The 22,653-nt window shown below is 35.1% G+C and carries 23 protein-coding genes; 16 read left to right on the top strand and 7 right to left on the bottom strand.

The window, feature by feature from the left end:
- Positions 1 to 58: 58 nt before the first annotated feature.
- Complete coding sequence (priA, locus tag BM088_RS16975) at positions 59 to 2,236, bottom strand: primosomal protein N' (protein WP_091987047.1); 2,178 nt, start codon at positions 2,234 to 2,236, stop codon at positions 59 to 61.
- Between the two features lie 267 nt (positions 2,237 to 2,503).
- Here priA and rpmE point away from each other — a divergent pair, with 267 nt between their 5' ends.
- Both rpmE and BM088_RS16965 read left to right on the top strand, forming a co-directional pair.
- Positions 2,504 to 2,716 (top strand): 50S ribosomal protein L31, encoded by a 213-nt coding sequence (rpmE, locus tag BM088_RS16970; RefSeq protein WP_091987044.1) that lies wholly within the window; start codon positions 2,504 to 2,506, stop codon positions 2,714 to 2,716.
- 799 nt (positions 2,717 to 3,515) lie between these two features.
- Positions 3,516 to 4,760 carry a malic enzyme-like NAD(P)-binding protein gene (locus tag BM088_RS16965; protein WP_091987040.1) on the top strand — a complete coding sequence of 415 codons (1,245 nt, stop codon included), beginning with the start codon at positions 3,516 to 3,518 and terminating at the stop codon, positions 4,758 to 4,760.
- 98 nt (positions 4,761 to 4,858) lie between these two features.
- Here BM088_RS16965 and metJ read toward each other — a convergent pair whose 3' ends face one another.
- On the bottom strand, positions 4,859 to 5,182 hold the full coding sequence (gene metJ / locus BM088_RS16960; protein WP_091987037.1) for a met regulon transcriptional regulator MetJ: 324 nt from the start codon (positions 5,180 to 5,182) through the stop codon (positions 4,859 to 4,861).
- A gap of 246 nt (positions 5,183 to 5,428) precedes the next feature.
- On the opposite strand from metJ, the gene metB reads away from it, so the two are divergent.
- From metB to alr, 7 genes are all read left to right on the top strand, one after another.
- Entirely contained in the window at positions 5,429 to 6,694 is a 1,266-nt protein-coding gene (metB, locus tag BM088_RS16955; protein ID WP_091987034.1) for a cystathionine gamma-synthase, read from the top strand.
- A gap of 6 nt (positions 6,695 to 6,700) precedes the next feature.
- Positions 6,701 to 9,061 (top strand): bifunctional aspartate kinase/homoserine dehydrogenase II, encoded by a 2,361-nt coding sequence (gene metL / locus BM088_RS16950; protein ID WP_091987032.1) that lies wholly within the window; start codon positions 6,701 to 6,703, stop codon positions 9,059 to 9,061.
- A 190-nt stretch (positions 9,062 to 9,251) separates the two neighbouring features.
- Complete coding sequence (locus tag BM088_RS16945; protein WP_091987029.1) at positions 9,252 to 9,803, top strand: RNA polymerase sigma factor; 552 nt, start codon at positions 9,252 to 9,254, stop codon at positions 9,801 to 9,803.
- Complete coding sequence (locus BM088_RS16940; protein ID WP_091987119.1) at positions 9,796 to 10,287, top strand: hypothetical protein; 492 nt, start codon at positions 9,796 to 9,798, stop codon at positions 10,285 to 10,287. Before BM088_RS16945 ends, BM088_RS16940 begins: the two co-directional genes overlap by 8 nt.
- Positions 10,288 to 10,302: 15 nt before the next feature.
- Positions 10,303 to 11,244 (top strand): DUF4097 family beta strand repeat-containing protein, encoded by a 942-nt coding sequence (locus BM088_RS16935; protein WP_091987115.1) that lies wholly within the window; start codon positions 10,303 to 10,305, stop codon positions 11,242 to 11,244.
- Between the two features lie 115 nt (positions 11,245 to 11,359).
- On the top strand, positions 11,360 to 12,769 hold the full coding sequence (gene dnaB / locus BM088_RS16930; protein WP_091987027.1) for a replicative DNA helicase: 1,410 nt from the start codon (positions 11,360 to 11,362) through the stop codon (positions 12,767 to 12,769).
- A gap of 15 nt (positions 12,770 to 12,784) precedes the next feature.
- Entirely contained in the window at positions 12,785 to 13,861 is a 1,077-nt protein-coding gene (alr, locus tag BM088_RS16925; RefSeq protein ID WP_091987024.1) for an alanine racemase, read from the top strand.
- Positions 13,862 to 13,872: 11 nt separating this feature from the next.
- Here the strand turns inward: alr and BM088_RS16920 are convergent, their stop codons facing one another.
- The 4 genes from BM088_RS16920 to BM088_RS16905 all read right to left on the bottom strand — a co-directional run bounded on the left by BM088_RS16920 (position 13,873) and on the right by BM088_RS16905 (position 16,876).
- Positions 13,873 to 14,307, bottom strand: coding sequence for a secondary thiamine-phosphate synthase enzyme YjbQ (locus BM088_RS16920; protein ID WP_091987021.1), 435 nt, complete (start codon positions 14,305 to 14,307; stop codon positions 13,873 to 13,875).
- Positions 14,308 to 14,312: 5 nt separating this feature from the next.
- Positions 14,313 to 14,780 carry a chemotaxis protein CheX gene (locus tag BM088_RS16915; RefSeq protein WP_091987019.1) on the bottom strand — a complete coding sequence of 156 codons (468 nt, stop codon included), beginning with the start codon at positions 14,778 to 14,780 and terminating at the stop codon, positions 14,313 to 14,315.
- A gap of 105 nt (positions 14,781 to 14,885) precedes the next feature.
- Positions 14,886 to 15,335, bottom strand: coding sequence for a transcriptional repressor (locus tag BM088_RS16910; protein WP_091987016.1), 450 nt, complete (start codon positions 15,333 to 15,335; stop codon positions 14,886 to 14,888).
- A 506-nt stretch (positions 15,336 to 15,841) separates the two neighbouring features.
- Positions 15,842 to 16,876, bottom strand: a complete 1,035-nt coding sequence (locus tag BM088_RS16905) for a hypothetical protein (RefSeq protein WP_091987013.1) — start codon at positions 16,874 to 16,876, stop codon at positions 15,842 to 15,844.
- A 443-nt stretch (positions 16,877 to 17,319) separates the two neighbouring features.
- On the opposite strand from BM088_RS16905, the gene BM088_RS16900 reads away from it, so the two are divergent.
- The 4 genes from BM088_RS16900 (at position 17,320) to BM088_RS16885 (ending at position 20,168) form a co-directional block, all read left to right on the top strand.
- Complete coding sequence (locus tag BM088_RS16900) at positions 17,320 to 18,126, top strand: AraC family transcriptional regulator (RefSeq protein WP_091987010.1); 807 nt, start codon at positions 17,320 to 17,322, stop codon at positions 18,124 to 18,126.
- A 69-nt stretch (positions 18,127 to 18,195) separates the two neighbouring features.
- The gene (locus tag BM088_RS16895; RefSeq protein WP_091987006.1) at positions 18,196 to 18,828 is read left to right on the top strand and encodes a LysE family translocator; all 633 of its coding nucleotides are present in this window, start codon (positions 18,196 to 18,198) and stop codon (positions 18,826 to 18,828) included.
- A 248-nt stretch (positions 18,829 to 19,076) separates the two neighbouring features.
- On the top strand, positions 19,077 to 19,313 hold the full coding sequence (locus BM088_RS16890; RefSeq protein ID WP_091987003.1) for a hypothetical protein: 237 nt from the start codon (positions 19,077 to 19,079) through the stop codon (positions 19,311 to 19,313).
- A 363-nt stretch (positions 19,314 to 19,676) separates the two neighbouring features.
- The gene (locus BM088_RS16885; protein ID WP_091987001.1) at positions 19,677 to 20,168 is read left to right on the top strand and encodes a nuclear transport factor 2 family protein; all 492 of its coding nucleotides are present in this window, start codon (positions 19,677 to 19,679) and stop codon (positions 20,166 to 20,168) included.
- Here the strand turns inward: BM088_RS16885 and BM088_RS16880 are convergent.
- A complete protein-coding gene (locus BM088_RS16880; protein WP_091986998.1) occupies positions 20,165 to 20,569 on the bottom strand; it encodes a hypothetical protein in 405 nt (134 codons plus the stop codon). The genes BM088_RS16885 and BM088_RS16880 overlap by 4 nt on opposite strands.
- Before the next feature lie 87 nt (positions 20,570 to 20,656).
- Between BM088_RS16880 and dusA the strand changes: the two genes are divergently transcribed.
- The 3 genes from dusA to BM088_RS27915 all read left to right on the top strand — a co-directional run bounded on the left by dusA (position 20,657) and on the right by BM088_RS27915 (position 22,354).
- Positions 20,657 to 21,670, top strand: coding sequence for a tRNA dihydrouridine(20/20a) synthase DusA (gene dusA / locus BM088_RS16875; protein ID WP_091986994.1), 1,014 nt, complete (start codon positions 20,657 to 20,659; stop codon positions 21,668 to 21,670).
- A 261-nt stretch (positions 21,671 to 21,931) separates the two neighbouring features.
- Complete coding sequence (locus BM088_RS16870) at positions 21,932 to 22,216, top strand: hypothetical protein (protein ID WP_091986992.1); 285 nt, start codon at positions 21,932 to 21,934, stop codon at positions 22,214 to 22,216.
- 9 nt (positions 22,217 to 22,225) lie between these two features.
- A complete protein-coding gene (locus BM088_RS27915; protein ID WP_281247170.1) occupies positions 22,226 to 22,354 on the top strand; it encodes a hypothetical protein in 129 nt (42 codons plus the stop codon).
- Positions 22,355 to 22,653 lie beyond the last annotated feature (299 nt).

Here is a 22,653-nt window from a genome sequence, read left to right as displayed (position 1 = left end):
CTAGTTATGCCTTATCATCAGTTTGAAATATTACTTTAAATTTTAGCAGGTTAACTTTTTAAGCCATGTCAATAGGGTCAATATCTAAACTCCATTTTACTTTAGTTGCTAGTTTACTTGTGGATAAATAATCAACTAATTGTGAAATATATTGATGCAAAGTCGCTCTGTTATTTGATTGAATATGAATTTGATATCTGTATTTACCTGCTATTTTTTCTAAAGGAGCAGGGATTGGTCCAAGCAATTGTATACCATGGAGCGGTTGCTCGGGTATAAGTAAATTTAAAAAACTTGTAACCAGCTGCATACTATGGGCTTCGGCACGAAAAAGAGCCATGCTTGAATAAGGAGGAAAATCAGTTATTTCACGTTCTGAGAGTGCATACCGGGCAAAGTCTTGGTAACCATTATTGATTAAATCTTGTAATAATGGGTGTTCTGGAAAGTGTGTTTGCAATAAGATTTGTCCAGCTTCTCCACTTCTGCCTGCTCGTCCTGAAACTTGAGTAATTAGCTGGGCTAAATGTTCGGTAGCTCTAAAATCGCAGGAATATAATCCAGAATCTACATCTAAAATAATCACTAAAGTTACATCTGGAAAATGATGACCTTTCGCTAACATTTGAGTGCCCACTAATATACGGGGGCCAGGAGTATTTATTTCTGATAATGCTTGCTCTAGGCTCCCTTTTTTTCGGGTTGTTTCTCTATCGATGCGGTTAATTGGAATATCAGGAAATTGCTCATGTAAGAATTCTTCAATTTGTTCAGTTCCTTTACCTGCAGGTACAATTTGTGTACTACCGCAATCAGGGCATTGATGTGGTGGTGGCTTTTGCTCCCCGCAATGATGGCAAATAAGACTTTGCATACTTTTATGATAAGTTGCGTTAGTACTGCAACGTCCGCAATGGCTTAACCAACCACATTCATGGCAAATCAAGGTAGGAGAAAATCCTCTGCGATTTAAAAAGACCATGACTTGTTTTTGTTTTTTTAAATGTTGGTTTATAGCGCCTATACTGGCTTCTGCTATGCCGGCATGTTCTTCTTGACCTTTCATATCAATCAAAAAATATTGGTTATCTGTAGTTGTTTGGGCTCTTTTAGATAATGTTAATAATTGATATTTATTAATGAGGGCTTTGTGCAATGTTTCTAATGCAGGTGTAGCACTGCCTAATATTAAGGGAATTTGTAACTGATTTGCTCTAAAACTTGCTAAATCACGGGCATGATAACGTAGTGTATCTTGTTGCTTAAATGAAGCATCATGTTCTTCATCGACTATTATCATACCTAGCTTTGCAAAAGGAATGAAAATAGCTGAGCGTGTACCTATTACTATGGCGCAACTACCTTTTTCACAAAAGCGCCAAGTTTGTAATCTTTCATTATCAGTTAAAGCTGAATGCCATAACATAATCGGTGTATCGGGAAATCGTCTGCGAAATCGATTAACTGTTTGTGGTGTTAGGCCAATTTCGGGAACCAGCACTAAAGCTTGTTGACCATGTTTTAATGTGTTTTCTAAAGCTTGTAAATAAACTTCGGTTTTACCACTGCCTGTAATTCCTTCCAATAAAAAAGTTTTATATCCATCATTTTGGTTGATTGCAGCACAGGCTATTGCTTGCTCATCATTAAGCTTAAGTCGATTGTTTACTGTGAGTTCTCGAGATTGCCATTGTTCATCAAATTCAATAAATTCTCTAATGAGATTATTTTTTATTAGAGATTTGAGTGTTTGGCTTGCAAAACCCAAAGCTTTTAATTCAGTCACCGGAGTTTTACCTGAACCCTTTAATTGCTCTAATAAGGCTTGTTGTTTTTTCCCTTTAAGTGATTTACTTGTTAGGCCTTGTTCGGTTAACTCTAAATAACTAATACTGGTTTTATCAGGACTTTTTCCCTGCCGAAGTAATTTTGGCAAAGCGATTTGCAAAGTTTCGCCTAATGGGTAGCAATAGTATTTAGCCGCAAACTTTAATAATACAAGTAAATCGGGCTGTAAAATTGGATTCAGATCTAAAATATTGTCTATTTTTTTTAACTTTTTTATATCAAAATCAGAGTCGTTTTTAATTTCTACTATTATTCCGACTTTTTTCTGACGTGCAAAATTCACCTCAACTCGCATACCTAGTTTTACACTAAAAGGTAGGGGATCAGGTAAAAGATAGTCAAAGGTTTTATGTAAAGGCACTTTTAAAGCAACGGCGACAATTTTCATTAATAAACAAACTCAATTTTATATGGTTATAATTTACTAAAATCGCCGCGAGCTTGATAGTTATAATTTTAATCTTATTACTCGTGGCATACATAAGTAGAACTGAGTTGCCTTATGTAGATATATATAATAATACTTGAAGAACATATCCTTTTTGTCTAAAATACGCGCCCTAACTTATCAATCTATGATTGATGTATATTAACAACGTATGGTACCAGACTTCGGGTTTGGAGAGCGATGCGGCCTTAACAGAGGTTTTCCAAAATGAAAAAAGGTATTCACCCTAAGTACGAAACAGTAAATGCGTCATGTTCTTGTGGTAACAAATTTGAAATGAATTCAACTTTGTGTAAAGACATTCACCTAGATATCTGTGGCAAATGTCACCCTTTCTATACTGGTACTCAACGTGTAATTGACACTGGTGGCCGTGTAGATCGCTTCAACAAGCGTTTTGGTGCACTTAGCAGCAAATAATTGTTGTTTAAAGCAAAAAAAAGCACCTAAGGGTGCTTTTTTTGTATCTGAAATTTATTTTGAATATTCAAGCCAATTTTATTAAATGCGCAGCTCTGATAAAGGAGTTAAATATATAATAGCGACGTAGCTTTCAATCTACCTTCTGCATGTTACTACTTAGGATTCGTCTGGAATAATCGATCTGTGCCCTTGAAAATTTATTCTAATTTATATTTGATAGCCAAGGTAAAATAATTGGTATAAAAAATTATAATTCCTCTCTATGTGATAAATCGACTATTCTCAATAATAAGATTGTTATTTTATTTGTTTATCAATTTGATTTGCTTTTAATTAAAGTGAATATTTGTTCACCTTTTTGAAAAAATAATTCATCTGTTTTTGTTGTTTTTAGTATTCTGAATAACTTTTATGTTTAACTTTGTAGTTAAAACCCTAGATCTTACTGTTAAGTTTCATAAAAACATGTGGTTTAAAATTATTGAGTTGTTTTTAAATTTTAGTTATAAATAACCATTTTTATATACTATATAGTTTTAAATTTTAATTGTTTTAAGGTTAATAAAGCTAACTGGTAAGAGTGGTTATAGTCAGTTTTGCTGATAAAATCAGAGAAAAGTTGGCTAAGTTCGGCTAAAGCAAAGCATGTTTGAATGTTATAAAATTTCATGTTGTTGATGAGGTGTTTTACTTGAATTTAAAAATAATATACGTATTGTTGTATTTAGTGGCTTAACGTAGTAGCGACTTTTTTATCTCTCACACTTTTAATTTCTTAGCAGGAAAAATTCGCATCATGTCAGACTTTAGAGAACAAGCACTGAAATATCACGCCGAACCCGTTCCAGGTAAAATTAGCATTGAACTTACAAAACCAGCAGAGACAGTTAATGATCTGGCTTTAGCCTATAGTCCTGGAGTTGCCGAACCAGTACGTGAAATAGCAGCTGATCCCGATAATGCTTATAAATATACAGCTAAAGGCAATATGGTTGCAGTGATCACAAATGGTACTGCTATTTTAGGTTTAGGTAATTTAGGTCCGTTAGCTTCAAAACCGGTTATGGAAGGTAAATCACTTTTATTTAAACGTTTTGCTAATTTAGATTCAATTGATATTGAAGTTAAACATAGAACGACTCAGGATTTTATAAATACTGTTGAAAATATTGCAGATACTTTTGGTGGTATTAATTTAGAAGATATTAAAGCACCAGAATGTTTTGAAATTGAAAAAGCATTAATCGAACGTTGTAGTATTCCTGTATTTCATGATGATCAACATGGAACCGCTATTGTAACTGCTGCTGGTATGTTAAACGCCTTAGAAGTACAGGGCAAAGAAATACATGATGCATTAATTGTATGTTTAGGTGCTGGTGCAGCCGCAATTGCCTGTATGGAATTATTAATAAAGTGTGGTGCGCAAAGAGAACACATTTACATGTTAGACCGTAAAGGTGTCATTCATACGCGTCGTGATGATTTAAATGAATATAAGCAACTTTTTGCTAATAATACAGATAAACGCACTCTACAAGATGTGATTTCTGATGCCGATGTTTTTGTGGGAGTATCTGGTCCGAACTTATTATCGGCGGATGATCTTAAATTAATGGCTGATAAGCCTGTGGTATTTGCATGTTCAAATCCAGACCCTGAAATAAAACCTGAATTAGCACATGAAGCCAGAACTGATTTAATTATGGCAACAGGACGTTCGGATTACCCTAATCAAGTAAATAATGTTTTGTGCTTCCCATTTATTTTCCGTGGTGCATTAGATGTACGCGCAAGTAAAATCAATGACGAAATGAAAATAGCAGCGGTTCACGCAATTAGAGAAATTGCAAAAGAGCCTGTTTCAAAAGAAGTCTTGGAAGCTGCTGGAGTTGATTCGCTTGAGTTTGGTTCTGAATATATTATTCCAAAACCTATGGATCCTCGCTTACTACCACGTGTTGCTTTGGCTGTGGCAAATGCTGCCATAGAGTCAGGTGTTGCTCAGTTGCCACTACCTGCTAACTATATGCAAAGTTAGTTTTAATCTACCTAAGGTAAACAAAAAAGCCTCAATCTTAGATTGGGGCTTTTTTATATGTTTAAATTTTTAAATAGACTGATATTGTTTAAATTTTATTACTCTTCTTCAAGTAATGGTAATTCAAGGCCCATTTCAGTCATTATTTTTTTTACTTCAGCTGGAATATGATCTGGGTTATCTTTTTTAAGATCTACATCATCAGGTAATGGCTGACCAGTAAACGCATGCAAAAATGCTTCACATAATAATTCGCTGTTTGTGGCATGGCGTAAATTATTTACTTGTCGGCGTGTTCTTTCATCTGTGAGCACTTTTAAAACGCTTAATGGAATAGAAACTGTTATTTTTTTTACTAACTCTGATTTTTTACCATGTTCTGCGTATGGGTGAACATATTCACCATTCCATTTTGTAGCCATATACTTTGATTGCCTTTTATTCAAATCGCGCTTTTGTTGTCAAGCTAAATTATACTGATATGAATAGTCTAATAGAACTATTTTATCTAACTTAAATTATATTTAGAGGCGAAATTTTATCTATTTATCTAGGATAGTCAAATCTACATCGTTTGGCTATTTAGATGGATAAAAGTTTTGACTTCCTAAACTTATTAATCTAATCTTTTAGACGTCTAAACATCTAATTGGTTGTGGGTATCAAAAATGAATCAAGTTAAAAAAGCAACAACAGCAGTAAGAAAAGGTATTGAAGCTGATAAACATCATGGTGCTGTGGTGCCTCCTCTTTATTTATCAACAACTTACTCATTTGCAGATTTTGATAAAAAACGTGCTTATGATTATGGCCGTAGTGGTAACCCAACCCGAGATATATTAGCAGAGACTTTGGCTGAGTTAGAAGGTGGTGAAAAAGGCATTATTACTGCAACCGGTATGGCTGCTGTGCATTTAATTACGCAGCTATTAAATGTAAATGATACATTAGTGATCCCGCATGATTGTTATGGAGGGAGTTACCGTTTATTTACCAGCTTGGAAAAACGAGGTCTATTAAAACTTAAGGTGCTTAATTTAACCTTAGAAGCCAGCTTTGATGAAATAATTAAGATTCAACCAAAAATAATTTGGATTGAAACACCAAGTAATCCATTATTACGTTTAACAGATATAAGCAAGGTCGTTGAAACAGCTGGAAAATGTGGAGCTTTAGTTGCAGCCGATAATACTTTTTTATCTCCTGCATTACAAAATCCATTAGGATTAGGTGTTGATATCGTTGTTCATTCAACAACAAAATATATTAATGGTCATTCGGACGTTGTAGGTGGTGCAGTTATCGCTAAAACGTCTGAATTAGGAGCGGAACTTGCCTGGTGGGCAAATAATATAGGCATTACTGGTGCGCCATTTGATAGCTATTTAACCTTGCGTGGTATTCGTACTTTAAATGTGAGAATTAAACAACACGAACAAAATGCGTTTGCTGTTGCCCAGTATTTAGAACAAAGCCCTTATGTTGAGCAAGTGTATTACCCAGGCTTAGAGTCACATCCTCAGCATGAGCTTGCTAAAAAACAGCAAAGAGGCTTTGGTGGTATGGTGAGTTTTGATATAAAAGGAAATATAAATGATACTGCAAAGTTCTTAACATCTGTTGAGCAGTTTACTTTAGCAGAATCATTAGGTGGTGTTGAAAGTTTGATTTGTCACCCGGCTACCATGACACATGCGGGAATGGACCCCCAAGCTCGTTTGGAAGCAGGTGTAGGAGATACTTTGATTCGTATATCGGTAGGCATTGAAGACGTTCAAGATTTAATTAATGATTTAGAACGTACTTTTGAGAAAACAAAACCTGGTCAAGGTGTAACTTATTCTTCGGCTGAAGTACAAAAAAATAAAAATGATGAAAGTTTAGATAATGCAAACGTGAATTGTTTAACGCCTGCACATGCAGCTACTTGGTAAATTGAAATGAATACAGCAGTACATAAATTTGGTGGTTCTAGTTTAAGTTCAGCGGCGCGTTACCATGCGGTTGCTAATATAATCATTAGTCATTGTCAGGCAGGAGATTCAGTTGTTGTTTCTGCTGCGGGCAAAACAACTAATACATTAGTAAAACTTTGGCTGTGTTATCAACAAAATGATAGTCAAGGCACGCTTGATGTTATTAAGCTTTTAAAAAACCATCAGGTAGAGTTAATTTCTGAATTATTAATTGATGAGCTACAAGAGACTGCATTACAAAAATTAAATGATGAGTTGGAATTAATAGCAACTTTAGCCCAACAACAAGAATTAGTCGAGGCGCAGTTGCTTGCTCATGGAGAAGTATGGTCTGCTAGATTACTAGCTCAATACTTAACTCAGTTAGAGCACAAAGCGAATGCATTTGATGCAAGAGATCTTTTGTTATTATCTGGTGGGCAATTACAACATGAAAAAAATCAAAAAAGTTGTCAAGTTTTAAACTCTGAACAATTTAATGTTGTAACTGGCTTTATTGCTAAAAATGAAAGTGGCGAAACAGTTACGTTAGGGCGAAATGGAAGTGATTACAGTGCAACATTAATTGCTAGATATTGTAATGCACAAAGTGTGACTATTTGGACCGATACTCAAGGGGTGTATAGTACTGATCCTCGTAAAGTAAAACAGGCAATTAAATACGCTAAAGTATGTAGAGAGCAAGCAAATCTATTAGCAAGACTAGGTAACCCTGTATTGCATGCCAAAACCTTAACGCCACTTAAAGATACAAATATTAAGCTAGTTGTGCGTAGTAGTTTTGATAGCCATAGTGCTTGTACTGAAATTGTTAAAAAAGGTAATGCAAAACAAAAGCATTTTTTAACTACGTTAGATAATCATGATTTAGTTAAAATAGAACAATTAATTGAAGGTGAAGTCGGTGAATTAAGTCAATTAATTCAACATACACTACATCACTTTGAACTCGATTCAGAAACTTACTTGTTAATTCCTGCCGCTTATACTCATATTGTAATTAATCACTTGTCTGGGCGAGCAAACTTAGTTGAGTCAAATTTATTTGGTTTAGGCATAGTGTGTCCTAACGATATTGCACATCAATTAACACAACAAGCGGCTAAGATATTACAGAAATATAATATTAATATTCGCTTTGCTTTTTCTCAAAAAGATATGCCTGGTAATGAATACGGTTTAGTTTTGTGCGAACAGGCATTTGATACAGACTTATTAACGATTTTACATGAAGAGTTGATCAGTGATTCACAAGAGTTGGCAGTTGTTGTTGCGGGTTTAGGAAATGTAGGTGCAACTTTCATTACACAACTAGAAAAACAATTAGTACGTTTGAATTATCTTTTACCTGTAAAGTTAGTTGGCTTAGTTCGTAGTGAAAATATGCTGTTTTGCTCAGATGGTATCAAAATACATAATTGGCTTGAACAATGGCAAACTTCAGCGATTGCTTATGATAATAAATCGCTTATTGCAGCGCTTGAACAGCTGGATTATGAACATAAGGTGGTTATTGATATCACTGCAAGTGAAGATTTTAGTTTGTTATATCCTGATTTTGCAGCACAAGACTGCCATTTGATCAGTGCTAATAAGTATGCAGGAACAGCCCATACAACTTGGTATAATGCATTAAAAGAAAAGCTATATGAGCGTAATTTAAAATGGCGATATAATACAAGTGTTGGTGCTGGATTACCTATTAACTTTGCATTAAATGACCTGCAATACTCAGGGGATAAAATAGAGCGTTTGTTAGGTGTTTTTTCTGGGACTTTATCTTGGCTATGTTGTGAATATGATGGTTCAGTGCCTTTTTCTGAATTATTATTAAAAGCAAAAGACATGGGTTATACCGAACCGGATCCTAGAGAAGATCTATCAGGGCGAGATGTACAGCGTAAGTTGCTCATATTAGCTAGAGAATTAGGTTTAACCTTAGATTTAGATGATATTTCATTAACGCCTATGATGCCAGCAGACTTGGCACAAGGTGATTGGCTGTCCTTTTTAGAAAAGCGTGACAAATTAGACGCGTTTATGTCAGATAAACTAATACAAGCCAAAAAAGAAGACTTAGTATTACGTTATGTTGCAGAGCTTAATTTACAGCAAGACAAGCTTGTTGCAAAAGTTGCGCTTTCGGCCGTAAAAAAAGATGAACCATTAGCAGGTTTAAAAGCGGGTGATAATATTTTTGTGATAAATAGTCTGTGGTATCAAGATAATGCGTTAGTGATCCAAGGGCCGGGTGCAGGCCAAGAAGTGACTGCCGCAGGAATTCACTCAGACCTTTACTGGTTAACTCATTCATTAATAAAGTGATTTAACGCTTTAATAAATATAAAAATGCGATTAATGTATTGGCTTAAAAGTTCCAATGTATTAGTCGCATTTTCATTTTTTAAATAAATAATTTTTTATTTAAACCATTTCCTATTTACACCGCGTCTAATACATTAAAGCAACTTAATTCGTTATTAATAATTCAAAGGATTAGTTTGGATGAGCTTCAATGTTAATTAAAGCAGAGCAAAGGTTTGCAGCGATAAAAGAAGAGCAATTGATTTCTTTAGTTCAGCAAGGTGACAGGGCTGCTTTTGAACAACTTTATACGCAATATATAAACCGTGTTTATGGTTTGTGTTTGCGTTTAACTGCGGATAAATCGATAGCGGAAGATGCTTCTCAGGAAGTGTTTGTTCAGCTATGGCAAAAAATATCTAATTTTGATGGTAAGGCAAAATTTTCTACTTGGTTACATAGTGTGACGGCAAATATCACGATTAGTTATCTTAGAAAACAAAAAAGTTGGTTGCAAAAGGTTGTCAGCATAGAAACACAAGGTATGGATGAACATGCGATTGAAGCTGAACATGATTTAAATGGTTTAGATAAACTTATCTTACGTTTACCTGAAAGGGCTAGAATGGTGTTTGTATTATATGCCGTTGAAGGTTACCGCCATGAAGAAATTGCAACTATTTTGAATATGGCCGTAGGATCAAGTAAAGCACAATACCATAGGGCCCGTAATTTATTAAAGGAGTGGTATGAAAATGAGTAACAAAGATTTTGATAGTTTTTTAAAACACTCTTTAGAGAATATGCCTGAAGAAATTCAGCCTAAAAAAGATTTATGGCAAGGTATAGATAGAGCAATTGATTTTAAAGTAAAACCAAAGACTTTAAACCACTTTACTAAATTATCGGTTGTTGCAGCTTGTTTTGCAGCTGCATTATTAAGTTTTAATTTTTTATCTACTATACAGATGCAATCAAATGACTCAGAGATTAATAATGTTATAACAATGAGTGAAATATTTGAGACGCAAAAGAATGCCTTATTAGTACAGTATCAAGAAAAACCTGCCTTAACAGATGATTGGCAGGCACAATTAGATGATTTAGAGCAAGCTGAGCAAGCAATTAAACAAGCATTAAAAAATGAACCGCAAAATTCTGCCTTATTAAGAATGCTAGCACAAGTGTATAGACAAGAGTTGGAGCTTATTAATCGCGTGCACCAACCAAAATGGCAACAAATTTAGGAGATTAGTATGACAATGAAATTAATAGCAATAGCCCTTTTGAGTATCTCAAGTTCATTTACTTTTGCTGGCGAGAAAATAGATGAAGTTCTATCAGTTGAAAGTAATGGTAAGGTGGTTATTAAAAACCAAAGAGGCGATGTTCAAATTAAAGGATGGGACAAATCTGAAGTTAAAGTAACAGGGGAGTTAGATGACAAAGCACTTGGATACGAGTTTAAAAGCTCAGGTAGCCACACTATTTTTAAAGTTAAAATGCCTAACAAAATGCGTAGCTGGAATTCAGGGGAAGGCTCTAATTTAGTTATTTATATTCCTACTAATAGTAAATTAAACTTTGATGGTGTAAATGTAAACGTTGATGTATTGGAGATCCAAGGTGGAGCGAGGATCGAAACGGTTAATGGCAATATTTCAGCAAAAAAATTAACTGAAAAAATAAACTTATCAACGGTAAATGGCGCTATTTTATCAAAAGAACTTGATGGTAAAATACATTATGAAACAGTGAACGGTGATATTCATGATATTAATTCCCAAGGTCGTTTACGTTTTGATGCGGTAAATGGTGATATTGAAATCATAACAAAAGCTGAAGATATTCGAATTGAAAACGTAAATGGTGAAATAAAACTTAAGGCTCAGGTCATTCAGAGGCTAGATATTAATACTGTAAATGGTCGACTTGATTTATCTATACCAGATTTTTCAGATAATGCGCGAGTACAAATTGAAACTGTAAGTGGTAATGTGGAATTAGCTTTAGCAAAAAGCATTTCGGCCAAGTTTGAAATTGACTCTCATGCTGGTGGACGTATAAAAAACCAGTTAACATCAGATAAAATAAAAAAAGCCAAATATGGTCCATCAAGTTCATTAGAATTTGAAATGTCAGCAGGTAATGCTGATATTGAAATAGATACTATTAGTGGTCGTGTTAGTCTTAAGTCTTTATAAAACGAGTTAAAAAAAGCTGAGCACTGCTCAGCTTTTTCATTCCTGAAAAATTTTAGTATTAACTGATTATCAGAGTCGATAGAATAGCAGTATTATGAGTTATTAGTATGATGAAATGGCAAAGTTCGAAAAGTCTCCAAAATTTGAAAAACAATTTGATAAGCAGATTGATACCTTAAAAATACCTCCACATTCAATTGAAGCTGAACAGTCAGTTTTAGGTGGTTTGATGCTGGATAATGAAGCATGGGATCGTGTTGCTGAGAGAGTTGTTGGGCTAGATTTTTATACACGTACTCATAAATTTATTTTTGAAGCTATGGAAAGGCTGGTAGATTTACATCAACCAATTGATTTAATTACTATCTCTGAAACCCTAGAAAAAAATAACCAGCTAGAAGGCATAGGTGGTTTTGCATATTTAGGTGAAATTGCTAAAAACACACCTAGTGCGGCTAATATTACAGCTTATGCAGATATTGTACGCGAACGTGCCGTTGTGCGTGAAATGATAGGTGTTGCAAATGAAATTGCTGAAGCCGGTTTTAACCCTGAAGGTAGAGATAGTCATGAGTTGCTAGATTTAGCTGAAAGTAAGGTATTTAAAATTGCTGAATCTCGTAATAAAAGTACAGATGGACCACAAAGCATACATACAATTTTAGAGAAAACGGTTGATAAAATTGAAGAGCTTTACCAATCACCTCAAGACGGTATAACAGGGATCAGCTCAGGTTATTCAGATTTAGATAAAATGACCTGTGGTTTTCAAAATTCAGATTTAATCATTGTTGCGGCTCGTCCATCTATGGGTAAAACCACTTTTGCGATGAATATTGCAGAGCATGCTGCTATGACGCAAGATAAACCTGTCATTATATTTTCATTAGAGATGCCCTCTGAGCAAATCATGATGCGTATGCTCGCATCTTTAGGTCGTATTAATCAAACTAAAGTAAGAACAGGCCAATTAGATGATGATGATTGGGCTCGATTATCTTCAACTATGGGTTTGTTAATGGAAAAAGGTAAAATGTTTGTTGATGACTCATCGGGTTTAACACCTACAGAGTTGCGTTCTCGCGCCAGACGTATTGCCCGCGATCATGATGGTGTAAGTATGATCATGATAGATTACTTGCAATTGATGAAAGTTCCTAGTCTATCTGACAACCGTACCTTAGAGATTGGTGAAATATCGCGCTCATTAAAGGCCTTGGCTAAAGAACTAGAATGTCCTGTTGTTGCGCTGTCGCAGCTTAACCGTACACTAGAGCAAAGAGCTGATAAACGTCCAATTAACTCAGATTTACGTGAATCGGGTTCTATTGAGCAAGATGCCGATTTAATCATGTTTATTTATCGTGATGAAGTTTATAACGAAGATTCGGCTGACAAAGGTGTTGCAGAAATTATTATTGGTAAGCAACGTAATGGTCCAATAGGGCGAGTGCGTTTAACTTTTCAGGGGCAATTCTCTCGATTTGATAATTACGCAGGTCCTGCTGCAGACGATGATTACTAATATTGGAATAAATACATGCGTTTAGCTACCGCAGAAATAAATTTAACAGCCTTAACTCATAACTTAAAAAAAGTACGTGACTTTGCATCAAATAGTAAAATAATGGCAGTACTTAAAGCCAATGCGTATGGCCATGGGTTAGTGCAAATAGCGCAAAGTTTAAATGAAGCAGATGCATTTGCTGTTGCTAGAGTGGATGAAGCTTTGGCACTTAGGGCGGGTGGTTTAGTTAAGCCAATCGTTTTATTAGAAGGTTTTTTTGATAAAACGGATTTACCGATTTTATTAGCTAATAATTTTCAAACCATAGTTCACAATGAAACTCAGCTTGAAGATATAGAGCAATGTGATTTGGGTGGGCAATTAACCGTTTGGCTAAAAATTGATACCGGTATGCATAGACTCGGTATTCACCCATCTCAATTTATTAATTTTTATCAAAGATTATCTAATAATCCTAATGTGAATGCAGATATAAAATTAATGACTCACTTTGCATGTGCTGATGATTTACTCAATACAATGACGCAATCACAAATAGCAGAGTTTGACGCTTGTATTAAGAATATGTCTGAAGAAGTTTGCTTAGCGAATTCTGCTGGCATTGTTGGTTGGCAACAAAGTCATGGTGATTGGGTAAGACCTGGTTTGATGATATATGGTGTTTCACCTATGCTTGAAAAAACAGGTAATGATCATGATTTAAAACCCGTAATGTGTTTAAAAACGCGATTAATTGCGATTAAAAAAATTAAAGCTGGAGAGTCTGCAGGCTATGGTGCTAATTGGCTCACCTCTAAAGATACTTATATAGGGATAGCTGCAATAGGGTATGGAGATGGTTACCCTCGACATGCAAATACAGGCACACCAGTAATGATCAATGGTCGAAAGGTACCTTTAGTTGGCCGCGTATCTATGGATATGATCACTGTTGATTTAGGCGATGTTTTACAGGATAAGGTGGCCGATGAGGTTATTTTATGGGGTCCTGAGTTGCCAGTAGAGATTATTGCAAAGCACGCAGATACCATACCTTATGAATTATTATGTGATATAACGCCAAGAGTAGATTATAAATATGTGGAGTAAATACATAAAGTTTAAAATCTACTTACTTCGCCTTGTAAGGTAATTACAAGCTTTCTGATACCGCCATGATCTCTATGTTCTCCCAAATAAACGCCTTGCCATGTACCTAAATTAAGTTGTCCATTTGTAATTGGAATACTAAGATTATTGCCTAAGGTACTGGCTTTTATATGTGCAGGCATATCGTCATCACCTTCATAATCATGTAAATAATAACTTTGTCTTTCGGGTATAAAATGATTGAAATGACTTTCCATATCTATACGTACGGTTGGATCTGCATTTTCATTTATGGTGAGGCTTGCTGAAGAATGTTGAATGAAAATATGCGCCAAACCTAGCTTATACTCTTTTATTTCAGGAAGAGATTGTATTATATCGTTCGTAATTAAATGAAAACCGCGAGAACGCGGTTTTAAGTTTATTGTTTTTTGGATCCAAGTCATATTATTTATAACTTATCAAAGCAAACTTCAATATGGGCAAGTCCTGCATCAGAATTAAATGGCATTAAAACTTTTGGGCCATCACATTTATGGGTAATAGTATGATTATTACCAGATACAACAATAGGGGTTGCCATATCAAACTCATAACCTTTTTCACCTAAAAGGTTTTTTGCACCACCAGCAACCATGTTTGTAATTTCACCTACCATGTCGGTTACTTCTTCATTAATGCTATCTGGGCGTTCGCCAAGCATGCGTTCCATTATGGTAAGTGCTAACTCTTCATCAAATGAAATAGATAGAGAGCCTTTTGTTTGTGGCCCAACCATACCGATTAAACCTGATACATCGCCTTTTGCAACCTCTGATTTTTTCATCATAGGTTTACTTGGTTTTAGCTGTGTTTGAGCCATGGTGCTTAATACATTCATCAGAGATGATAAAAAAGGGTTGATGAATTCTACATTCATTATACAAATCCAGTGGTTATTTCAAACGAAGACCTTTAGGCCTTTCCTACTTGCTAATTTTAAGTGATGTTAAACTTAAACTGCAAACTCTTTATTTAAGATATTTTAATTACACTTTTGGCAAAGGCCGTGAGCTTCAATTGTTTGTCGTGAAACTGTAAAACCAAGATCTTGAGCCTGATTATTTAGTTCGTGAGATATAATTGTTGAGTGCAACTCGTTAACATTACCACAATTATCGCAAATGAGTAACTGTACAGGGTGTGTATGATCAAAATGATGGCACAACATAAAGGCATTTGTGCTTTCTATTTTATGAATAAATCCCATTTCAGATAAAAAATCAAGAGCGCGATAAATGGTCGCAGGTTTAGCGTTAGGCTCTGTTACTTTTAATTGTTCTAATAAATCATAAGCACCAACACCACTTTCGGTTTGAGCTAATAATCCAAAAACTTTTTCACGTATTGTTGTAAAGCGTGTGCCTTTGCTTTCACATACATCTTTTGCTTTTTGAACAAGTGCGCTTTGCTCTATTTGACAGTCTATTTTCATGCATTTATATCCTTATACCAAATAGCGAAAATGCCTAATTGGTATTGATTAAGGATTTTATTCTATACCAATGTTCTTTTATTCTATAGCGTAAATGTGACTTTAATAAGCTAAATTGATTCGTTTTAGAAAAACATTTAGATAAATGCGAATCTAATTTGTACAAGTGAGTATATTTTATTAAAGCGTACTCTCAAAAGTACATAAAGAGATAGGGTGGCGTGCGCTTTATATGAGAATGCAATAGCACTCATCTACTCTGGCATAAGGGATGGTGGCAGTGCCAAGTTTCAATGAAAGAAACAATTAATTGTTTATCAAAATTATAGAAGGGAGATGGATGGTTGTAAATTTAATCATCATTGATATTTGGGCGAGGTATCGCCTATTCGGGCCGTTAGATATCTCAGCTTTAAAATACCACTATGCCCCGAACATTTTAAAAGAAGTCATTGAGCTCGGGGGAGGTTTTTCTACTATTGAGCAAAATCAGTAAAGTATACTATTTACAGCCCACTGTGATCTTGCCCCGACCAGCTCCATTGAGGGTAATGAATGCCATTCACCGTTGCGTTGTTACCGCTGATAATGGAGTGAGGCTTGTCTATCGCTTTCCAATTATCTGCGCTGGAGTGTTCAAGCTCAAATACTACATTACCCCAGATATTATAGGGTCCTATAATCGTTGAATTTTTATAAGCTGCAAACAAGGTTTGTCCGCCCATCATCAGGTGGCCTACCGCGCTTTCTTGATTAATTTCAACGGCGGCTTTACTCCAAATCATGAGTAAATCGATATGTGTTCTATTGTCAGCTAAAAAATAACCATTCCCTGATACTTGGACTGAGTCAAATTGATTTTCAGCGCTAGAGCGTGCCGTTGAAGTGTCTGTGATGTTAATCGTTAGTTGATCATTGCCTACTGTAAAATCAGAAAATGATCCACCTGCTATCATAAGCTGATTGCCAGATAAGTTTGCGAAGTAGCTGCTGCTATTGTCAGTGATTACAAACTGACTAAATGCTGTCTCTGAGTCAGATTTTGCATTGGTGGTAATATGGTCAAAGTTAGCTGTACTATTGGCTTTGACTGTCACTGCTATCATACCCACGGGCACGTCTATATTAAAATTGCTTAAATTGACGGATGCTGATTTAATCACGATTGCACTGTTTGCTATATTATTGTCTGTTACTTTGATAGAGCCAGACCGATCTGCATCATTGGTAATTTCTATACCATGGCGGTCAATAAGGAGTGGCCCTTGACACTCACCTGAAATAACCAATTTTACTTTTTCAGCAGACCAAGCTTTTCTTTTGAGTGTGTTTTTTAGCGCTGTTGATTTACGTGAACAGTTAATTTTCAGGTGCTTCACTTTTTTATATTTTTTATGAGTCGGCTTTATGGGTTCTTCAGCTAAGCTGTCAGCACCAAAGGGGGGTGGAAATGTGCGTGTATCTTCTGCTTTAGCTAGATCTGAATGGCATAATAAACCGCTGACTAGCGCACAGACGAGCACAATATTTGAGGTATTCATAAAAGTTTCCTTGTTTTGAGGTTGAAAAATATTTTTGATCCACAAACCGACATAAAGCAGGGAAGGGTAGCCTTCTAAAATGAATAGAGTCGACATGCCTTCGTTCGACTTAAATTAGCGATTTATACCGCCTGTGCATTTCACATATGAAGCGCTAAGTTTAAATATATAAATTCATCGTAATGCTTTACTTTTGGTTACAATATGGGAACGGGTTGGCTTTGGCAATGAAAAGTTGAGGAACTTTGAATGGGAAATAAAAAATTTTACACACTATTAAAAATTTAAAACAGAAAGTAGTTTGTCGATTTATTTAATTCCAATATTATTTAATAACTTAGGTTTAATGCACTTATATGGTTAATTCGTTTTTGGCTTTTTATGGCTGCTACGAACATGTTAAGTTTATATTTGCATATTTAGTAAGAATGAGGAGCTTGTGATTGGAAAAATCGAAACTATGGGTCAATGAAACTTTCTCTGGCGTTGAGCTTCTTAGTGCTCGCTATACAAAGTTTGAATTTACAAAACACTGGCATGATGAATTGGCTATTGGAGTGATAGAAGATGGTGCGGAGGGACTACTTTATCGTGGTAAAAATATAATTATTCCTAAACGACATATTATCGCTATTAACCCTGCTGAAGTTCATACTGGTTTTTCTGGTACGCCAAATGGGTGGCGGTACCGGATGTTCTATTTCAACTTAAATGAGCTTAGTAGTCAATTTGCTAATCGTGGATTACCAATTGATCCAATCATTAATCAGCCTATAATATACGATGAACTACTTTTTGATGTGTTATTACAATTACATATATCACTAGAGTTGGCTTCTTTTCAGCTGACAAAAGAGTCATTATTTACATTGGCTCTTGAACAACTTTTTACTCAATATGGCTCTGCTAAAAAAGAAGTGTTTGATAGTATTTGCTCCAAAAGTAGCTATCTAGCTCGAGACTTTATACATGATAACTTTGAGCTCAACCCTTCATTGACAGAGCTAGAGTACGTGTCAAACTGTTCTAAGTTCCAATTAATTAAAAGCTTTAAAACCTTGTTTGGAGTTACTCCCCATCAATATTTACTTTTAGTAAAAGTAAATCATGCAAAAAAATTACTATCTAAAGGGGTTAGCTGTATTGAAACATCACTTTCCTGTGGTTTTTATGATCAAAGTCATTTTACCCGTAATTTTAAGAGAGCCTTTGGTACCTCACCATCAAACTATCGAGTTTGTAAAAGTTAAAGTTTCAATTTTGTACAAGACCGTCCAATTTTGATTGGTTAATATTTACTTTTTATAAAGGAGGTAACTATGAGCTTGTTTATTGTTTGGTTGGGGGTGATGTTTCCATTGGTGTTTAGCCCTGGTCCGGCTAACATTGTTTTTGCAGCATCAGGGGCTCAGGTTGGAGTTAAACGTTCAATACCGTTAGTTGCTGGTATTGATAGTGTTTTCATCATTAAGTCTATAATTATTGGTTATGGATTAGGAGAAGTTGTCAACAATCACCCCGAACTAATGAATTACCTACAATTACTTGGCGCAATATATTTAGTTTATGTAGCCACTAAGTTTCTTCGAACAAACTCTTCAAAGCTCAAAAGTACTTCAAAAGCGCTTGGTTTTTTTGATGGATTACTTATTCAAATCTTGAATAGTAAAGGCTGGCTGATGGTTTTTTTAATGTTTACTTTGTTCAGCGAACAGTCTCAGGCTACATTTGGAGATAGTGGTATTGCTATTTTAATAATTTGGTTGGCCTTTTTAAATATTTCAATTCATTTTTTATGGGTTTCTATTGGTGAATTGCTGTCTAGAATTTCAAGTAGTCCATTATATGAAAAGTGGTTAAACTTTTTTTATGCTGGCTGTCTCATGGCCGTAAGTATTTGGTTGATTATTGAAAACCCAATGATAAAAACGGTTTTATCTACTAGTACATAATATAGTATTAATAGCGATGGTATTTGCTGAAAATTAAAAAAATAATCACGGGGTTACTGCTGTTTGAGGGGTCGCAGTTTAATGTGGTTTTATTTTTACATGTGGCCGTTCTAATGAATTTTTTGCTCTGATGAAAAGTCCCGTAAATCAATGTTATTACAGGTTTACTTGTGTAAAAAACGTTAAAATCAATTTGTTATTAAATTATGTCTTAAAAGGGGGTGAGTCAAACTTATGAGAAGTTGATATTGAGTGGTTGTTGGATTTACGGCGAAAGCACGATAAAAGAAGTTCATATAGTAAAAAGTAACTTTAAAGCTGGTTCTGGCGACTATGAAGATGAAGCTTTAATTCGAGAAGAACAATACGGAGAGTTTTATGGTATTCGTATTGATGCATATCCAAATAATGCCCCCTTTCATGGTCGTAGTAATGAAAATTTAAGCGAAGCTAAAGAATATGTATCAAATGTGTCCGTTTTGTAGGGGGCAGTGATACAGCCCTACTAAAAATTGAAAATTTATAGCTTCCATTATGTCTATGGCTGGAATTTGCAGCATGTTTGCATCTTACGAATATTTAACCTATTCCGGCACCTATAAATAAGCCCTATTTTATCTGCTGCAATGCTCGTAACATGTTGTTATTCTTCTACTCGAGGTTTCTCCTGTAAATGGAAATCTCTTATTGTGAAATAGACATAACATGTTGCGCTACTACCGCTGTTTCAGCTAAAAATGGCCTCCACTTGACAACCTAAAGCGCGCTTCGCACACGGCTGTCGGTGAGCAAGATGTTATGCTTGTGCTTATTGATTGAAAAAATATGTGTTTATAAAGGAATTGTAAATGAATGCTCAAAAAATATTTAATTTAATTTTTACGGGATTTATAGTTTTATCCTTTACTTTGGTTTGTCGGGCGAATGAAAAGTCCTACAGTTCTTTAGAGCAGTCAAACCTAAAGAAAGCCATATACTGTATGGAAATATTAGAAAGTAGAAATGACCTTAAACCTTCGCAAAGGATTAATATATTAAGAAATGAATGCTATTCCGATAACTTTGTTGAGCATTCCCCCCATATAAGCGGTGGGCGAGAAGGGTTATTCAACTTATTCTTAAGTCGATATAAAGAATACCCAAAGCTCTCTATGTCTATTAAGCGTAGCGCTTCCGAAGGTGAACTTGTTTGGTTACACCTTCATGCAAAGCGCACACCGGACTCTCTCGGAGCAGCTCTTATTCATATCTTTCGAATGAAAGATGGAATGATTGTGGAACACTGGGGGGCAGGGCAGCCTGTTCCAGAAACATCTAAAAACAACAACACAATGTTTTAAGTTAATTTATGCGTTTGGGTTGCATTATAAAAGCTAGTAAGAAAGGGTGGAGAATACTTGGTGCGCTCCTTCTTTTTTGCTAATTTTAACCGTATTAGTTTGCAATCCATCAGCATCTTTATTACGTATTGCTTTGCTCGCCCTATTTTCTCCCAGAGTTCATGATTGTTGAAATATAAATCAAGTAAGTTTCTGATAGGTATTACTTTATCTTTTTTTAGTATTTCACCTTCTTCTATCGCAGAGCAGCGGGCAATCCCCCATGTTCTAGCAGTTTCTTTTTTACTGAATGTTTTATACTCTCTGTGTATAATGGTACTTTTCTTTTTTACAACTATACCGCAGCGATAACTATAGCTACCGTTCGCTTTTTGACGTTTCGTGATAGTAAAAGAAGCCATTTGTCCTACCAATTTATGGAGTACCCTTGGAGTACTTTAATAGCGAAATTGGGGGTAATTCAAGGTCACTTAAGGTAATTCAGTTAGATGTTAAAAGAAGTAAACCAAGGTCTCAACCCAATAAAACCAGTAGATACAGCCTTTAGACGGTTCTCCATAGCACCTATGCTCGATTGGACTGATCGCCATTGTCGTACTTTTCACCGTAAGCTTACTAAGCATACGGTTTTATATACTGAAATGGTTACAACGGGTGCCATCTTATTTGGGCGAGGTGATTATTTACATTTTAATGAACATGAACAACCGGTTGCATTACAACTAGGTGGCTCAGATCCAGAAGCTTTGGCAAAATGTGCTAAATTAGCACAAGAACGTGGTTATAATGAAGTTAACTTAAATGTGGGGTGCCCTTCTGATCGTGTACAGAATGGACGTTTTGGCGCGTGTTTAATGGCTGAACCTAAGTTAGTTGCTGAATGTGTTTCAGCGATGAAAGCGCAAGTTGATATTCCTGTTACTTTGAAAACACGAATTGGCATAGATGAACAAGACTCTTATGAATTTTTATGTGATTTTATTGATACAACACATAAAGTTGGCTGTGATGATTATATTATTCATGCCCGAAAAGCATGGCTAAATGGTTTAAGTCCAAAAGAAAATAGAGAAGTTCCTCCGCTTGATTACGAGCGTGTATATCAACTTAAAAAAGATTATCCTCAATTACATATTAGTATTAATGGTGGCATAAAGACGCTTACAGATTCTGTTACCCATTTAGAACAGTTAGATGGCGTAATGATGGGGCGAGAAGCATATGCGAACCCATTCCTGCTTGCTCAAGTTGATCACCTAATTTATGGTGCTGAAACGATTAACCCTATTACTCGTCATGAATTAGTGCGTGATATGTATGACTATTTTGAACGTGAAATGGCTTTAGGTGCAAATTTTTGGCATATAGCCCGTCATATGTTGGGTATCTTTCAAGGAATGCCGGGTGCCAGAGCGTTTCGACGATATTTATCTGAAAATGGTCATAAAAAAGACGCTGATATTCAAACTATGGAAAAAGCACTTTCGTTTGTGCCGGAATAAATAGTTAAGGCTTGTCACCCTAGTATTTCTTGATTTCGGGATTTTAATTCCCGAAATCGGAATATACAAAAAATCAAATTTATAATTTTCTAGTCAAAACCACTAATTCCACTGGTCAAATTAACTAATATCACAGCCATCTTTTTAATAACCCTTTAAAATCATGTTGTTATGTTTTTTGTGCATTATTGGCACATACCTTGTAATACCTGATGTAACTTTAAAACAATATCGACATTATTTAATTTCAAGGAGAATAGAATGTTTAAATTTATTCAAAAAGTTGTAGCAAGTGTTGTAATTATTACCGGATCTACCTCAGTTCAAGCGGAGCTAGTTAGTTTTAATACCATGATGGATTATGCTGTTTTGGCACAAGTAAATGAGGCAAAAACACAAATAAATAAAGATACTCAAAGAAGTATCCGAACAGCACTAAATGACTTTGATAATGCGATTCGTCCTAGTAGTGTAATTATTAAAGACTTAAAAGCAAAAATACATGTTAAGCACAAAGCATTTATGATAGCTCAAGCCGTTAAGTAGGAACTCGCTATGATCCAATCATCTTTATTGTTCAGTATATTGCTCACTCCTGTGGCAAGTTTGTTACTGACATTTATGGGAGTTCAGTTAAGTCGTCGAGCTCCTATCTTAGTGCAATGGTATAGTGAGCGAAAATAAATTTAACTTAGATACAAGTTATTTAGGTTAAATTTAGGGGGATTTTAATTGTTTTCCACTCATCATTTATTTTAACCATTCATCACTAATAAAAAAATATTGAAATTTATTTCGTTATTTTACTGTCATCTTTTAATAGTTAGTAAAAAATCAGGTGAATTTTATGTTTGATTTATTCCCGCTTTTAACTTTATTTTTAATTCCCGTATTGAGTATGGTTGCAACTTATATTGGTGTTAATTTATTTCAAAAACTACCTAACTACTCATAAGACTTGTTTGGTTTTACCTTCTATAAAT

The sequence above is a fragment of the Pseudoalteromonas denitrificans DSM 6059 genome (assembly GCF_900112265.1).
GTDB classification, from domain to species: Bacteria; Pseudomonadota; Gammaproteobacteria; order Enterobacterales; family Alteromonadaceae; genus Pseudoalteromonas; species Pseudoalteromonas denitrificans.
The sequence above is the reverse complement of the archived record's forward strand: the minus strand, read 5'-3'. Positions and strand labels throughout refer to the sequence as shown.

Coding starts and splice junctions, on each gene's coding strand:
- BM088_RS27915 (WP_281247170.1), top strand. CDS start 22,226: ATGATCCAATCATCTTTATTGTTCAGTATATTGCTCACTCCTGTGGCA.
- BM088_RS16870 (WP_091986992.1), top strand. CDS start 21,932: ATGTTTAAATTTATTCAAAAAGTTGTAGCAAGTGTTGTAATTATTACC.
- BM088_RS16920 (WP_091987021.1), bottom strand. CDS start 14,307: ATGACTTGGATCCAAAAAACAATAAACTTAAAACCGCGTTCTCGCGGT.
- metB (WP_091987034.1), top strand. CDS start 5,429: ATGAATCAAGTTAAAAAAGCAACAACAGCAGTAAGAAAAGGTATTGAA.
- BM088_RS16885 (WP_091987001.1), top strand. CDS start 19,677: ATGAATGCTCAAAAAATATTTAATTTAATTTTTACGGGATTTATAGTT.
- metL (WP_091987032.1), top strand. CDS start 6,701: ATGAATACAGCAGTACATAAATTTGGTGGTTCTAGTTTAAGTTCAGCG.
- BM088_RS16935 (WP_091987115.1), top strand. CDS start 10,303: ATGAAATTAATAGCAATAGCCCTTTTGAGTATCTCAAGTTCATTTACT.
- dusA (WP_091986994.1), top strand. CDS start 20,657: ATGTTAAAAGAAGTAAACCAAGGTCTCAACCCAATAAAACCAGTAGAT.
- BM088_RS16915 (WP_091987019.1), bottom strand. CDS start 14,780: ATGAATGTAGAATTCATCAACCCTTTTTTATCATCTCTGATGAATGTA.
- priA (WP_091987047.1), bottom strand. CDS start 2,236: ATGAAAATTGTCGCCGTTGCTTTAAAAGTGCCTTTACATAAAACCTTT.
- BM088_RS16895 (WP_091987006.1), top strand. CDS start 18,196: ATGAGCTTGTTTATTGTTTGGTTGGGGGTGATGTTTCCATTGGTGTTT.
- BM088_RS16880 (WP_091986998.1), bottom strand. CDS start 20,569: ATGGCTTCTTTTACTATCACGAAACGTCAAAAAGCGAACGGTAGCTAT.
- metJ (WP_091987037.1), bottom strand. CDS start 5,182: ATGGCTACAAAATGGAATGGTGAATATGTTCACCCATACGCAGAACAT.
- rpmE (WP_091987044.1), top strand. CDS start 2,504: ATGAAAAAAGGTATTCACCCTAAGTACGAAACAGTAAATGCGTCATGT.
- BM088_RS16940 (WP_091987119.1), top strand. CDS start 9,796: ATGAGTAACAAAGATTTTGATAGTTTTTTAAAACACTCTTTAGAGAAT.
- alr (WP_091987024.1), top strand. CDS start 12,785: ATGCGTTTAGCTACCGCAGAAATAAATTTAACAGCCTTAACTCATAAC.
- dnaB (WP_091987027.1), top strand. CDS start 11,360: ATGGCAAAGTTCGAAAAGTCTCCAAAATTTGAAAAACAATTTGATAAG.
- BM088_RS16965 (WP_091987040.1), top strand. CDS start 3,516: ATGTCAGACTTTAGAGAACAAGCACTGAAATATCACGCCGAACCCGTT.
- BM088_RS16945 (WP_091987029.1), top strand. CDS start 9,252: ATGTTAATTAAAGCAGAGCAAAGGTTTGCAGCGATAAAAGAAGAGCAA.
- BM088_RS16905 (WP_091987013.1), bottom strand. CDS start 16,876: ATGAATACCTCAAATATTGTGCTCGTCTGTGCGCTAGTCAGCGGTTTA.
- BM088_RS16910 (WP_091987016.1), bottom strand. CDS start 15,335: ATGAAAATAGACTGTCAAATAGAGCAAAGCGCACTTGTTCAAAAAGCA.